The 14535-nt window shown below is 42.5% G+C and carries 9 protein-coding genes and 1 pseudogene; 5 read left to right on the forward strand and 5 right to left on the reverse strand.

The features are described 5' to 3' along the window. The first annotated feature begins 90 nt into the window (after window positions 1-90). From H6G18_RS03945 to H6G18_RS03960, 4 genes are all read left to right on the forward strand, one after another. The gene (locus H6G18_RS03945) at window positions 91-441 is read left to right on the forward strand and encodes a DUF6464 family protein (protein WP_190405779.1); all 351 of its coding nucleotides are present in this window, start codon (window positions 91-93) and stop codon (window positions 439-441) included. 150 nt (window positions 442-591) lie between these two features. Beyond that, window positions 592-1455 (forward strand): Tab2/Atab2 family RNA-binding protein, encoded by an 864-nt coding sequence (locus tag H6G18_RS03950; RefSeq protein WP_190405780.1) that lies wholly within the window; start codon window positions 592-594, stop codon window positions 1453-1455. Window positions 1456-1671: 216 nt separating this feature from the next. Next, window positions 1672-2982 carry a TldD/PmbA family protein gene (locus tag H6G18_RS03955; protein ID WP_190405781.1) on the forward strand — a complete coding sequence of 437 codons (1311 nt, stop codon included), beginning with the start codon at window positions 1672-1674 and terminating at the stop codon, window positions 2980-2982. Between the two features lie 119 nt (window positions 2983-3101). After that, a complete protein-coding gene (locus H6G18_RS03960; RefSeq protein ID WP_190405782.1) occupies window positions 3102-5735 on the forward strand; it encodes a chloride channel protein in 2634 nt (877 codons plus the stop codon). Window positions 5736-5850: 115 nt separating this feature from the next. Here the strand turns inward: H6G18_RS03960 and H6G18_RS03965 are convergent, their stop codons facing one another. Together H6G18_RS03965 and H6G18_RS03970 are read right to left on the reverse strand one after the other, a co-directional pair. Further along, the gene (locus tag H6G18_RS03965; protein ID WP_190405783.1) at window positions 5851-7884 is read right to left on the reverse strand and encodes a serine/threonine-protein kinase; all 2034 of its coding nucleotides are present in this window, start codon (window positions 7882-7884) and stop codon (window positions 5851-5853) included. Between the two features lie 424 nt (window positions 7885-8308). After that, a complete protein-coding gene (locus H6G18_RS03970; RefSeq protein ID WP_190405784.1) occupies window positions 8309-9400 on the reverse strand; it encodes a serine/threonine-protein kinase in 1092 nt (363 codons plus the stop codon). A gap of 263 nt (window positions 9401-9663) precedes the next feature. Between H6G18_RS03970 and H6G18_RS03975 the strand changes: the two genes are divergently transcribed. After that, complete coding sequence (locus H6G18_RS03975) at window positions 9664-11544, forward strand: ABC transporter ATP-binding protein (RefSeq protein ID WP_190405785.1); 1881 nt, start codon at window positions 9664-9666, stop codon at window positions 11542-11544. A gap of 108 nt (window positions 11545-11652) precedes the next feature. On the opposite strand, the gene H6G18_RS03980 is transcribed toward H6G18_RS03975, so the two are convergent. The 3 genes and pseudogenes from H6G18_RS03980 to H6G18_RS03990 form a co-directional block, all read right to left on the reverse strand. Further along, the gene (locus H6G18_RS03980; protein WP_190405786.1) at window positions 11653-13221 is read right to left on the reverse strand and encodes an alkaline phosphatase D family protein; all 1569 of its coding nucleotides are present in this window, start codon (window positions 13219-13221) and stop codon (window positions 11653-11655) included. Between the two features lie 163 nt (window positions 13222-13384). Further along, window positions 13385-14077, reverse strand: a pseudogene (locus H6G18_RS03985) (DevA family ABC transporter ATP-binding protein). Then, the gene (locus tag H6G18_RS03990; RefSeq protein ID WP_242040179.1) at window positions 14037-14531 is read right to left on the reverse strand and encodes a hypothetical protein; all 495 of its coding nucleotides are present in this window, start codon (window positions 14529-14531) and stop codon (window positions 14037-14039) included. Before H6G18_RS03990 ends, H6G18_RS03985 begins: the two are co-directional and overlap by 41 nt. Window positions 14532-14535 lie beyond the last annotated feature (4 nt).

A 14535-nucleotide genomic window follows, 5' to 3' on the forward strand; every position in this document is an offset into this window, starting at 1 on the left:
TAGATTACATCACAGTTTACCCCTTAAGCGGTAACGGTTATGCTGATGGAAGCAACTAGGACGCAGCCGATACAAAGAGGTTAAGAGAAGGTGTTAAGAACACTTTTAGTGATTGCCATTGGTTTCTTACCGTCCATGTTCTCCTTGTGGGTCATCCGTAAAACCCAATCACGGACACACTCACGCCTCAGACAAGCAGCCACAAATGTTTATAGGGTGAGGTTACAACAAAATATTAGATCGGTAGAGAGCGATGCCCGACGGTCGGTCGGAGACCATCGCTATTATTTAGAAGGTGTGGGCTACTTAATTGGTGACATCAGTTGCAAATTCAACGCTCGCTCTGGCTATCTCCGTTGTGCTGTCAATCCCAGTGGCCCTTGTCAGGGTTGCCGTTATTATGAACCCACAGAACTAGTAAGTGGTGAAGCGAAGCAATAGGAGCAAGTAGCCTAGCAGGGAGCAGGGGGAGAAGAAAACTATTAGCAACTGAACGAATGACTATTGACTATTGACTATTGACCAATGACCAATCTTGGTAGAGTGAGAGTATAAGCACAATATAAACTCGCCAGATTTATACGGCAGAACATGGGTAGTATTTGGGAATTAGATTTTTACTCCCGTCCTATTTTGGACGAAAATCAGAAAAAAGTTTGGGAAGTTTTAATTTGTGAAAGTCCCTTAGATATTCGCACAAAGACAGATTCCTTGTTTCGCTATGCACAATATTGTCCTAGTACTGAAGTGAATTCAGTATGGTTAAAAACGGCGATTCAAGAGGCAATTAGCAAAGCGGGAGAAGCACCAATCAAAGTCCGCTTTTTTCGCCGCCAAATGAATAACATGATTATTAAAGCTTGCCAGGATGCAGGCATTCCTGCTTTGCCTAGCCGTCGCACTTTGATTCTCAATCAATGGCTCAAGCAGCGCATGGATGAAGTTTATCCCCAAGAACCAGGTTATCAAGGAGGGACAAATCCCTCAGTGCGTTTGGATAGTCCTCTACCCCAACGCTTACCTGATGCGTTGGAAGGACAAAAATGGGTATTTGTCTCTTTATCGGCTGCGGAATTAGCAGAAATGCCAGAGTGGGAAATTGGCTTTACTGAAGCATTTCCCTTAGATTTAGCACAGATATCGCCGGAAACCCGCATTCCTGGCGTTTTGATGTTCTCTCCCAGAGCCTTACCCATAGCAGGTTGGATGTCTGGTTTAGAGTTGGCATTTTTGAGAGTAGATACCAGTCAAGGAACAAGATTAGTTTTAGAAACTGGTGCTACGGAAAGTTGGATTTTAGCGAATATCAAAAATCCCACCACCTTAGGAGAAGCTAAAGGTTTTGAAGAAGCCAAACAAAAAGCCAATGGTGTACATTTTATCGGCGTGCAGTCTGACCCGCAAGCCGAATCTTTTGCTGGATTTTGGCTATTACAAGAGGTAGGTTTGCCTTAAATGGGGAGTGGGGACTGGGAGAAAGCAGGGGAGAAAAAACTTTCCTAATACCCAATCCCCAGTACCCAATGCTTATTAAATGCTGAGAAATACCAATGATTTGGGATAATTATCTGCGTCCGTCTGAAATATACGCGGATAATCACCAATGATTTGGGATAATGATCTGCGTCTACTGCCAGTTCAAAATCCAAAATCCACAATTCATCGAGGGTCATGGGTTCTGAAAATTTGTCACAAGATACACTAGCAGAACAGCTGCTGGAACTAGCGATTAAATCGGGAGCGGAAGCAGCCGAAGTGTATCAGTCGCGATCGCTTTCTCGTCCGATATTTTTCGAGGCTAACCGACTCAAGCAGCTAGAAACCAGCCAATCTGAAGGTACGGCACTGCGGCTATGGCGCAAGGGTCGCCCAGGACTCACGGTAGCTTATGGTTCAGTGGAACCAGGGGCAATGGTAGAACGCGCTCTGGCTTTGAGCGAACTTAACCAACCAGAATCAGTGGAATTGGTTAGTAACTTTAAGCCATCCTACCCAGACTTAGGCGAGGCTGTAGCTGTAGAAGTTTTAGTCGATTGGGGTAAAGAAGCGATCGCTCTTATCCGCGATAATTATCCAGATGTCCTCTGTAATAGTGACTGGGAATGTGATGTTGAAACTACTAGGCTTGTCAATACTCAAGGTTTAGATTGCTACTACAGTGATACGACACTCAGCTGCTATATGTCCGCCGAATGGGTTCGTGGTGATGATTTTTTAAGTGTTGCCGATGGTCAAACTCAGCGTAATTATTTAGACCCAGAAAAATTAGCTTATCAAATTTTACAAAGATTAGTTTGGGCTAAAGAAAATGTCCCACCCCCTAACGGTCGAGTTCCAGTTTTGTTTACTTCCAAAGCGGCGGATATGCTTTGGGGTACGGCACAAGCAGCATTGAACGGCAAACGTGTACTAGAAGTGGCTTCTCCTTGGGCAGAATGCCTGGATAAACAGGTAATCGCCTCCAGCCTTACTCTTTACCAAGACCCGCAAGCAGGGCCTTACAGTTGCCCTTTTGATGATGAAGGTACTCCGACTGAATCTTTGGTATTTATCGAAAAAGGGGTCTTACAAAATTATTATTGCGATCGCACCACCGGAAAACAACTAGGTAATGGCACAACTGGTAATGGTTTTCGCCCTGGTTTAGGCAGTTATCCCACCCCTGGCTTATTTAATTTCTTGATTAAACCCGGTTCTGCATCCCTAAAAAACCTAATTCAAAAAATGGATGATGGCTTGATTGTAGATCAAATGCTAGGTGGTGGTGGTGGGATCTCTGGTGACTTTTCTATCAATATCGAATTAGGGTATCGAGTGCAGAAAGGTCAAGTAATTGGTCGCGTCAAAGATACAATGGTCGCAGGCAATGTTTATACCGCCCTCAAGCAAGTTGAATTAGGCAGTGATGCTGATTGGAACGGTTCTTGTTATACTCCGTCTTTAATAGTTGAAGGACTATCGATAACTGGCAGAAATAATTAGGAGATGGAGGGCAGAGAGAAATTTGTTACCCAGTACTCCAATTAGGAATTATGTAGCTTGCTTTGCTACGCAGGTGTAAGCCTACCGCGTAGCAGTATTACGAATTACAAATTAATACTATGTACCTTCGCAGTTGGTTACAGCCTAGACGGGGTTTAGCGATCGCAGAAGCTTGTGTTATCGGAGTTTTAGCTGCCTTATCTGCGGTATTTCTCAAAGTCAGTTCAGGAGTTTTAGGGGCATGGCGAGTTCATAGTTCTCATGTTGTACCTGCATGGGTAGCCCTACCAATCATTGGTCTAAGTTTTGGGTATTTGGCTGGTTTTTTGGTGCAAAGATTAGCACCAGAGGCGGCAGGGAGTGGTATCCCCCAAGTCAAAGCCACCTTAGCAAATATACCGATGAAATTATCTTGGCGAGTAGCGGTAATTAAGCTACTGAGTGCCATTATTGCTTTAGGTTGTGGACTGACATTAGGAAGACAAGGGCCGACAGTTCAAGTAGGAGCTGGTTTAGCGGCGGGAATGAGTCGCTTGGTTCCCACCTCTCCTGACCATCGGCGACAAATGATTGCTGCGGGTGCGGGTGCAGGTTTGGCGGCGGCGTTTAATGCTCCCATTGCTGGTGTTTTGTTTATTATTGAGGAATTACTGCAAGATTTATCGGGACTAACCTTAGGAACTGCCATTATTGCCTCGTTTATTGGTGGTGTAGTCTCCCGGTTGTTGGGTGGTGGCAGTCTAAATTTAGACATACAATTACTTTCTTACTCTAGTCGTTTTTCTTTTCCAGAAATTCCCTTCTTTTTGCTTTTGGGTGTATTAGCAGGGTTGCTTGGTGCATTATTTAATCGCGGATTGATTTTCAGTATTCATCTGTACCGGAATCTGCACATTAGCTTACCTTTGCGGGTAGCCTTGGCTGGTTTAGTTTCCGGGATTATCGTCTCGTTGTTGCCAGATTCTTTTCGTGATAATGCTGGGTTAAGGGAATATGTGATTACTGGTAACTTAAAACCAACTTTTGCAGCGATCGCTTTTGTTGCTCAGTTTATCCTAACTTTGATAGCATTCGGTTCTGGCGCACCCGGAGGTTTATTTGCTCCTAGTCTAATCTTGGGTTCGGCCTTGGGGCATTTGGTAGGGGTTTTTGAGTATTCTGTAACAGGTGATGGTTCTCCTGTTACCTATGCTTTGGCGGGAATGGGAGGTTTTTTTAGTGCTGTTTCTAAAGTACCAATCACCGCAATTGTGATTGTCTTTGAAATGACCACAGATTTTAATTTGGTGCTGCCTTTAATGATAGTGGCTGTGACAGCTTACTTAGTAGCAGAAAAAGTAGTACCTGGCTCCCTGTATGAGAAGTTATTACTATTAAATGGCATTACCCTCAGCAAACAAGTGTCGGTAGAAGGGATATTAACCCAACTCACTGCTAAAGATGTCATGCAGCAAAGGGTAGAAACCCTAGACGCAGATATGACTATAGAAGAAGCCAAACAAGCTTTCGCCAGTTCCCATCATCGGGGATTTCCAATAGTAGAAGATAACAAATTAGTAGGGATTCTCACTCAATCAGATTTAACCAAAAGCATCAATGTCCATCTCGAAAATAGTCCTCTTCTCAGGGAAATCATGACCGCCAATCCCATGACGGTAACACCTATACATAGCCTGAGTAATGTATTATATTTACTAGATCGCTATCAAATCAGTCGCTTACCAGTTGTAGAAGGGCAAAAACTCATCGGGATTATCACCCGTGCAGACATTATCCGGGCAGAAGCAGACCGTCTCAACTGCGAAAATCCTACTCCGGGGCCACAACCAGAACCATCTTATGTAGTTTATCAAACGCGATCGCCCAGCATCGGCAGAGGTCGATTACTAGTACCAGTAGCCAACCCCGAAACCGCAGCTACTTTATTAAAAATGGCAGCCGCTATTGCCCGCGATCGCCATTATGAAATAGAGTGTGTGCAAGTAATGTTGGTATCCCGCCACAGTTCCCCATCGGAAACCACTGTCAGAACTGCCAAAAGTCGCCGTCTTCTCCGACAAGCAGAAGTATTAGCCAAAAAATGGCGCATCCCTCTACATACCCAAATTCGCGTCGCTCACGATTCTGCTCAAGCAATTTTAGAAACCATCAACGAACGACACATAGACTTAATTCTCATGGGTTGGAAAGGTAACACATCGACACCTGGGAGGATTTTCGGCAACGTTGTAGACACAATCATCCGCCAAGCCACCTGTGATGTAGTGCTGGTGAAGTTAGGTATTAATCAAGAGTCTATAGTCAACAGTTCTCCTCTCCCTCTGTCCCTACCCTCTACCCCCACTCCCCAATTCAATCGCTGGCTAGTCCCTATGGCTGGCGGCCCCAACGCTAGAATAGCGATTAAATTGCTACCTGCTTTAGTTACTTTGGGAGATGAGCCACAAATCCGCCTGACAAGGGTGTTTAAATCTTTAGAATTCAAACCAGATATGACAGTATTAGAACAAGCTATCCGTCAATTGATGCGTCGCCGTCAATTGTCTAGTACTGTCGTTGCTGCCCCAGTACAAGCTGATTCAGTAGTAGAAGGGGTGATTAAGCTTGTGAAAAATGAAGGGTATGATGTTGTGGTTTTAGGCGCTTCTCGTGAAGGCTTATTAGAACAAGTAATTCAAGGTAATATTCCAGAGGCTATCGCTTCTGGTGTCGATAGTACCGTGATTTTGGTAAGAGGAGCAATTGATAGTTAAATTAGTCAACAGCCAACGAAGAGGAAAAGGGGCAGGGGGTGGGGAGACAAGGGGAGGTTCTTTCCCTCTGCTCCCTGCTCCCCTTCCCAGAACCCCCTGCTCCCCTGGCTTCTACCTAATTACCCATACGCCAAATTTTCAGGGTGTTATCTTCACTACCACTGATTAAGTTTTCGCCGTCAGGAGTAAAAGCTAAGGATGTCACAGTATTTTCATGCCCTTCTAGGGTGAGAATTTCTGTACCTGTTTCTAAATTCCACAATTTGATTGTTTGGTCACGGCTAGCACTGGCGAGAGTGTTACCACCTGGGCTAAAGGCAATTGATGTTACTGTTTCGGTACTACCTCTTAATGTGCGAACTCTTGTACCTGCGGCTACATTCCAAAGTTTGATGGTGCGATCGCGGCTGGCACTAGCTAGAGTGTTACCATCTGGACTAAAGGCAATAGATGTCACCGTTTCACCATGTCCCGCTAGTGTGTGAGTCAAAGATTGATTTTCTAAATTCCAAATCTTAATTGTTTTATCAAAACTACCACTGGCAATATTGACACCATCTGGACTAATAGCGACGGAACGCACCCAAAAGGTATGCCCTGTCAGTGTACTTGTAAGCCTTCCCGTAGTTAAATTCCAGACTTTGACGGTGTTATCATCACTACCACTCACTAAAGTTTTTCCATTGGGACTAATGGCTAGGGTATGAACTGCATCCCTATGTCCTTCTATAGTGCGAATTGCTTTACCAGTTTTCAGATTCCAGACTTTGATAGTGTTATCATCGCTACCACTCACTAGGGTTTTACCATCTGGGCTAAAAGCTACAGCATTGACTTTTCGAGAATGTCCATTCAGGGTGGAGATGTCTTCACCTGTAGCTAACTGCCAAATTTTAATGGTGCGATCGCTACCACAACTAGCTATGATTTGACCATTAGGACTAACAGCGAGGGAAACAACCGAGTTTTCATGACTTGGGAGAATATGAGCTAAGGAAATAGTTCTCAATGTTGGCTTTTGCGGCTGTACTAAAACCACTTCACCAGATTTAGGTTGAATTAATCTTGAGGATAAACTGCTGTAAATCCGCCGATACTGGCTGAACCAAGATTCGCTAAAACCAAACAACAGAATAAAAGCACTAACCAAGACTATGCTTTTCAGTAGGGAATATTTTCGGGGTAACTTAGATAAATATGGTGTCTGAGTTACGGGGATTTTTCCAGAGGTTTGACCTGCGGCTGGTAAGGCGAGTTGCTGTTTAGGCGTAATATCTTTGATAACTTCGTCAGCCGATGTGTAGCGATGCTTGAGGTCTTTTTGTAACAGCTTATCCAGTACAAAATCCAATTCAGGCGTTAATGGACTACGTAAATATTGCCGCCAATTAGACACCCAGCTATAACCATGTTCCATCCATAATTGGAAGGGTGAAACGCTAGTTACCAGGTGAAAACAAGTAGCCCCCAAGGCGAACAAATCACTAGCAGCATAAGCCTTACCATCCCGAATTTGTTCTAGTGGGGAGTAACCATGTGAACCAATGGATGTGCCAAAATTCTGTACCTTGGCAGTTAATTGTTTAGATGAACCAAAATCGATGAGATTTAATCGCCCATCAGTGCGACACCGGATAATATTTTCTGGTTTAATATCCCGATGAATCACACCGCGATCGTGGATAAACTTAAGTACAGGTAGTAAATCCAGCAAAATTGCTTGAATTTCCCCTGGTCGATAATTCTTACGCTGCTGCAACTCTTTTAAGAGATTTTGCCCATTAATAAACTGTTGCACCAAATACAGGCAATTATCTTGCTCAAAGTAAGCTATCAAAGTCGGAATTTGCGGATGCTCTCCGAGTTCTTGTAAGCGCTTGGCTTCTTCAGCAAACAACTCCACTGCTTTTTTTTGCGACCAAGTACCTTGAAATTTCGGTGCTAGTTGCTTAACAACACAGGGTTCATTTAATTTATCTTTATCTTCTGATAGATAAGTCCTGCCGAATCCTCCTTCATCAGAAAGCACTCGGATAACACGAAAGCGATTTCTTAAAAGCGTTACTAAGGTAGTACCACAAGTTTGACACGACTTTTTTCCATCAGCATTTAATGGATTTGGACAATCTGGATTTAAGCAGCAGATCATGTTCTGACAGGCGCGGCTGCATGAAAATGTATATGAACTTTGTCCCGAAATTCCCTTGATGAATAGTGGCTCTCACGTACTCTTGGTAGAAAACACTGGCGTGGGAATTTAGGGAGCAGTGATATCGTCAATCCTGGTAAATGCTAAACAGTTTTGCTCAGTGCAGCAAAACCTAGAGAGCCAGATAATTAATTATTCTCCAAATTATAGAATATTCCGAAATAAACTGAGGATTGGGGAGTGCTGAGTAGAGAATGCTGAGTAAATAAGGGAACACCAAAAAATAAATTATTCCAAATTGACGGTCAGTAGGGTGCGTCAGTATGAATAATTTCTTGGTATGGCTAGGTTTTCTCGCACTGACGCACCCAACCTAATTGGATATTTTTTTATCTGGAAGTCCCTAACACTAGCCTCTAACCTCTCAATTTGATACCCCAGAGTAGTCAGGTTTTAACTGGCGTTTTGGCTGTTTTTGCTTAAGTTTGGCTTTCCATTCTCGAATAGCGATCGCAGTTCTGGCTACAGATGGGGTATATTTTTCAGAAGTTTCTACTTTTGTGGGAAATTTGTTACTTAATGGTTTGGTAGTTAAACAATCACTCAAGTTGGGCAAATCAGTTTCTACATTTAAAGCTCTAATGACATCTTGGGGTTTTTGGAAACGCTCATCTAAAGAAATCTTCACCATTTTGCTTAATATTTTGGCAAAATTGTCACTGACATTTGCGTATTTACGCCAGCATATTTCTCCAGTCTGACTGTCATTTTCTAATTCTAAAGGCGCTTTGCCAGTTAACAAATAAATACAAGTCATACCCAAGGCATAAATATCACTGGCATAAACTGGACGTAAGGAAAACTGTTCTGGTGGTGCAAATCCCATTGTCCCCACAAAATTGGTGTGAGCATTTTGATTGAGTGAATTTATCCCAACATCAGTTAATTTTTCTTTAACTGCACCAAAATCTATTAATACTATCCGGCGATCGTCTGCACAGCGTACTAAGTTTTGTGGCTTAATATCTCGATGAATTACTTGATTTTGATAAAGATATTGCAAAATCGGCAGTAATTCCCGCAAAAATTGCTTAATTTCAGCTTCCTGTTTTGTCCCATCGCGTCTGACTTCTCGCGCCAAAGTACAGCCCCGCACGTATTCTTGTACTAAATAAAGTTCCCCATCGCCTTCAAAATAGTTGAGCAGCATGGGAATTTGCGAGTGGCTACCGAGTTTAGCTAAGGTTTTGGCTTCTTTTTCAAAGCGCTGACAAGCATTTTGCCAACTTTTAGGACTAGCGACTTTAGGACAAAGCTGTTTAATCACACATAAAGGATTTCCGGGTAACACAGCATCCTGCGCTAAAAATGTGATCCCAAAGCCGCCTCTACCTAATATTCGCAATATTTCATAGCGATCGCAAAATAGCTGTTTGGAGCCACACATTTGCGCAAGCTGATTCTGCTGCAAATTGTACTGGTGTAAATTTGTAATGTTTCCCGAAAAGCGATTCATAGCCCAACGCTAGCTATTTTATAGTGTTATTAATCTAACTACAAAAATTCATCTATGCCAGTAGCATTACGGCAACTTTACAAAATAAATATTTTTTCGGAAGTTATGAGTGGTGAGTCAGAAGTAAAAAAAGTAAACATCATTAATTCCTCTTCTCCCCCACTCCCGCACACGCAAGTAAGCATGGCTACGTCTCCCGTGAGGGATACAAAAATCAAAGCGGATTACTATAGAACAGTAAAAATTAATATAATGCTCCTACTATGAGCATCTACCAACTCTCCCAAAAATCTTACAGAAAAAACCGTTGGCTCAACAATGACTGGCGGCTATTTTCGCGTTTAGTTCCTTACGCCCGGCGCAATAGCAAACTGCTGATTCTGGCAATGATACTACTATTGCCGATCGCCTTAGCTAGTGCGGTACAACCTTTATTGATAGGACAGGCTGTATCTCTAATTCGTAATGAACCTAGTGCATACGAGTTTCTCAAGAATCGTCCCTTGTCACAAGGGTTACATATAATCCAAGGATTATTACTGTTGACGATAATTGTTCGTCTGACACTGACGGGTTTTCAAGGCTACTTGTTACAGAAATTAGGGCAAAAAATCACAGCCGCTATCCGCCAAGATTTATTTCATCATGTAACATCTTTGGCAGTACGTTTTTTTGACCGTACACCAGTTGGTAAATTGATTACTCGGCTCACCAGCGATGTCGAAGTACTAGGAGACGTATTTTCCACTGGTGCTATTGGTATCGTCTCCGATGTGTTTTTGATGGTGGTAATTTCTGGTTTAATGTTTTCTGTCCAGTGGCAACTTGCTTCCTTGCTGCTGGTGATGTTGTTACCAGTTACTTTCTTAATTATTTACTTCCAGCAACAGTACCGCAAAGCTAATTACAAAGCCAGGGAAGAACTTTCTTTATTAAATTCCCAACTACAAGAAAATGTTGTGGGGATTAATGTAGTCCAGTTATTCCGAAGGGAAAATTTCAATGCTGAGTTATTCCGCAACGCAAACCAACGTTACACCCAGCAGGTAGATCAAACTATATTTTATGATTCAGCTGTTTCAGCAACTCTGGAATGGATTGGTTTACTGGCGATCGCTGGTGTATTGTGGATGGGTGGTTGGTTACTTTCAGGCAATAGACTGGATTTTGGGACTTTATCGACATTTATTTTATATGCCCAGCGTTTATTCGACCCTTTACGAGATTTCGCGGAAAAATTTACTGTTATTCAATCTGGATTTACAGCAATTGAACGAGTTAGTGATATTTTAGATGAACCAATAGAAATAGGCGATCGCGCCAATTCTCGCTTTTCTATCTTTGATGCTAAATTCGGTTACATCGATGAAATCGTCGCTGATTTAGAGTCTCAACATCTCAGTGATACACCAAACTTGGGAGAAATCCGTTTTGAACACGTTTGGTTTGCCTATAAAGATGATGATTACGTCATCAAAGATTTAGATTTTGTCATTCATCCCGGTGAAAAAGTTGCATTAGTAGGGCCTACTGGCGCAGGTAAAAGCTCCATCATCCGTCTTTTATGCCGTCTCTACGAACCTACCCAAGGACGCATATTAGTAGATGGAATAGATATCCGCGATTTACCGCAAGCAGAATTACGCCGATATATGGCAGTGATTTTACAAGAAGGTTTTTTGTTTGCTGGTAATGTCAAAAGTAATATTACATTGGGAGATTACTATACTTTTGAAGAGATTCAAGCAGCCACACAACAAACTAATATTGCTGAATTTATTGAACAGTTACCCTTAGGTTATGATACTAAATTGCGAGAACGGGGTACTAATCTTTCTAGTGGACAGAAGCAACTTTTAGCCTTTGCTCGCGCTGCTATTCGCAATCCCCAAATTTTAGTGTTAGATGAAGCCACTGCTAGTTTAGATGTGGGTACAGAAGCGTTAGTGCAGGAGGCATTAGACGAACTGTTAATAGGACGCACTGCCATCATTATTGCTCACCGCTTGTCTACTATTCGCAATGTCGATCGAATCTTTGTGTTGAAGCGTGGTGAGTTAGTAGAACAAGGTAGTCATGATGAATTGTTAAATTCAGGGGGACTTTATTCTACCTTACACAACTTGCAAATGCTGGGAACATGAGTAGACAAATAAGAGGTTAAGTTTTGAAAAAATTTATCATGACCTCAAACAGCAACAAAATTAGGAGAGAAAAAGGCGATCGCTTTTCCCTCTCCTAAAATCTATATATCACGCTGCTTTTGCGCCTGGTTGTCCGTTTTCGACAACAAAAGAAGCAAGAGTGCTAATAGAAGCATTCTGATCAATGATGCTGGAAACAACACGGAAATCGCTTTGCCAAAGTTCTCTAGTTAGTTGGCAACGAACATAACCACGGAAAGCTGCATCGAAGAATTTTGTATGGGGATTGTCGCTCAGTGCAGCTCTAACCGGAGCAATGGAACCGGTAGGAAAGTTAGAAGTAATAGAAGTACCAACAAACTCAGTACCAACTGTTGCTGAAAGTGGGTTATTGAAGTCAGCCTTTAAATCATGTACCCAACTGGAATGGATATCCCCAGTAATCACTACTGGGTTAGAGGGTTTGCGCTGTTCTAAAAAGCTCAAGAGCCGATTACGAGCAGCAACATAACCATCCCATTGATCAACATTGAATACTTCCGAACCTGGACGAGCATCAAAATCAAATTGAGCCAGTATGGTTTGTTGAGCAATCACGTTCCAGCGTGCTTGTGATTGGTCTAATCCCCTGAGTAACCAACCCTCCTGTCTTGCGCCTGTCATTGTCGCTTTGGGGTCTAACGCTGCATCACAAAGTGGTTTGAGTCCATCACCACAAGGTTGGTCTGTACGGTATTGGCGTGTATCTAGAACATTGAACTCAACTAAGTCACCGAAGGTCAACCGCCGATATAACAACATACTAGCTTTCTTCGGTAGAGAAGATAGGCGCAACGGCATATGTTCATAGTAGGCTTGGTAAGCATTAGCTCGTCGCTGCTCAAATGCCTGCCGACTCTGGTTATCTTCTGGTATTAAGTTGGCATAATTGTTATCTACTTCATGGTCATCCCAAGTAAATGTCCAAGGGAAGTTAGCATGAACAGCTTGTAAATTAACATCAGTTTTATACAAAGCATGACGATTGCGGTAGTCTGCTATGGTAATGATTTCTGGGCCAATATGCTGACGTGGCGCACCAGAACGAGGCCCATATTCATAAATGTAGTCACCTAAATGCACAACTAAGTCGAGGTCTTCTTCAGCCATGTGTTTATAGGCTGTGTAAAAGCCGTTCTGCCAATCTTGGCAAGAGGCAAAAGCGAAGTTAAATTTTTGAATGGAGCTATAAGGCGCTGCGGCTGTACGTGTACGTCCTACAGGACTGACTTCGTTACCTACTTTAAATTGATACCAGTACCAACGATCAGACTCTAGTCCACGCACATCAACGTGTACCGAGTGTGCTAATTCTGGTGTTGCTAAAACTGTTCCTTTCTGGACAACCTGTGTCATGTTTTCATCCCGGGCAATTTGCCATTGCACAGGAACATTGACTGGTGACATCCCACCACCATTTAGAGGATCTGGTGCTAGTCTTGTCCATAACACCACGCTATCTGGTAAGGGGTCTCCAGACGCAACACCCAAGCTGAATGGGTAGCCAGAAAATCTTGTTTGCGCGATCACAGGATGCAATTGACTGGTTATGGCTAACCCTGTGAACAATCCCGCACCCAGTAAGAAATTTCGTCGTTTGCAATGGGTTCTGAGGAAGTTGCTATTCATGAATTCCATATTCGTCCCTACTAAGATTTCCAGGTGTTGGTAAACTGCTGGATTTTTCCAACCAAGCAGAAAAAACTTATCAATTGATCATCAAGTAGGGTTTAAGAAGATGTTAAATTAATAGTCCATAGTCAATAGTCATTGGTTTAAACCCTTTGTTGACTGTTGACTATTAACTTTTACGCAAATAGCCATCTTCCATGTGGATAATGCGATCGGCAATATCTAAAATACGGTTATCATGAGTCACTAGCAGAATTGTACAACCTTGTTCTTTGGCTAATTGCTGCATTAAATTGACTATATCTCGTCCAGATTTACTGTCTAGCGCAGCTGTTGGTTCATCGGCTAATACTAGTTTAGGATGATGTACTAAAGCACGAGCGATGCCTGCGGCGGGCTACGCCTACGCTACTCTTTGTTTTTGTCCACCGGAGAGATCATTAGGATAATAATTCAGTCTTTCTCTTAAACCTACAGTGGTTAACATATCTGCTGCTTTGGCTGCTGCTGTGCCAAAGGGAATATGATCATTCATTTCCAAAGGCATCTGCACATTCTGCTGGGCTGTGAGAAAACCTAGAAGATTATGTGCTTGAAATATATAACCAATGTTACGCCGTACTGCCACCATCTCATTTTTGGTAGCACCATATATTTCTTTACCTAACACTTTTAAGCTACCGGATTGCACAGAGCGCAAACTACCGATGAGTGTTAGTAAAGTAGTTTTTCCTGAACCAGAAGGGCCAGTCATGATGACGATTTCTCCTGGTTGTATTTCCAGATTAATATCAAAAAGAATCTGCTTTTTCAGTGAACCTTCACCATATATGAGTTTCAAATCTAGAAACAATCTGACCAAATTCTTTACGGGAACCTTGATCAAATAAGACTGTATCCGGTTCTCTTAATTTAGTTAAATTCTCTTGTACACCAGCTAAGTTCAGTACTTTTTCTTCTGGATTAAAAGCAATCACAAAAATATTCCAAGTTTCTTGGTTATCAGGGTTTTTCCAAGGAATGGGATCGACATAGATAGGACTGACTGATTGCACGCCAGTAAAACCCATTGCTTGGTATAGTCTGCGTTGTGAAAAACGCTGCTGTGAAAATAAGGATTTGTAGCGACTACTCACCAGCACAATCTCACCTTCTAAGCTGTTATGTAGTTGTACAGCACCATCAAATAAAGCTTCACGAATACCAAGTTGTAAAAACATCAGCACATCTGCAAAGGCAATACCAGCGATCGCTACTAACATCCGTGCCTTTTCCCGCGATAATTGCAACCATGCTAAAGGAATTTTTCTTTTCATAGTT

The sequence above is a fragment of the Anabaena subtropica FACHB-260 genome (genome assembly GCF_014697105.1).
Classification (GTDB): Bacteria; Cyanobacteriota; Cyanobacteriia; order Cyanobacteriales; family Nostocaceae; genus Trichormus; species Trichormus subtropicus.

Coding starts and splice junctions, on each gene's coding strand:
- H6G18_RS03950 (WP_190405780.1), top strand. CDS start 592: ATGGGTAGTATTTGGGAATTAGATTTTTACTCCCGTCCTATTTTGGAC.
- H6G18_RS03955 (WP_190405781.1), top strand. CDS start 1,672: ATGGGTTCTGAAAATTTGTCACAAGATACACTAGCAGAACAGCTGCTG.
- H6G18_RS03960 (WP_190405782.1), top strand. CDS start 3,102: ATGTACCTTCGCAGTTGGTTACAGCCTAGACGGGGTTTAGCGATCGCA.
- H6G18_RS03965 (WP_190405783.1), bottom strand. CDS start 7,884: ATGATCTGCTGCTTAAATCCAGATTGTCCAAATCCATTAAATGCTGAT.
- H6G18_RS03970 (WP_190405784.1), bottom strand. CDS start 9,400: ATGAATCGCTTTTCGGGAAACATTACAAATTTACACCAGTACAATTTG.
- H6G18_RS03975 (WP_190405785.1), top strand. CDS start 9,664: ATGAGCATCTACCAACTCTCCCAAAAATCTTACAGAAAAAACCGTTGG.
- H6G18_RS03980 (WP_190405786.1), bottom strand. CDS start 13,221: ATGGAATTCATGAATAGCAACTTCCTCAGAACCCATTGCAAACGACGA.
- H6G18_RS03990 (WP_242040179.1), bottom strand. CDS start 14,531: ATGAAAAGAAAAATTCCTTTAGCATGGTTGCAATTATCGCGGGAAAAG.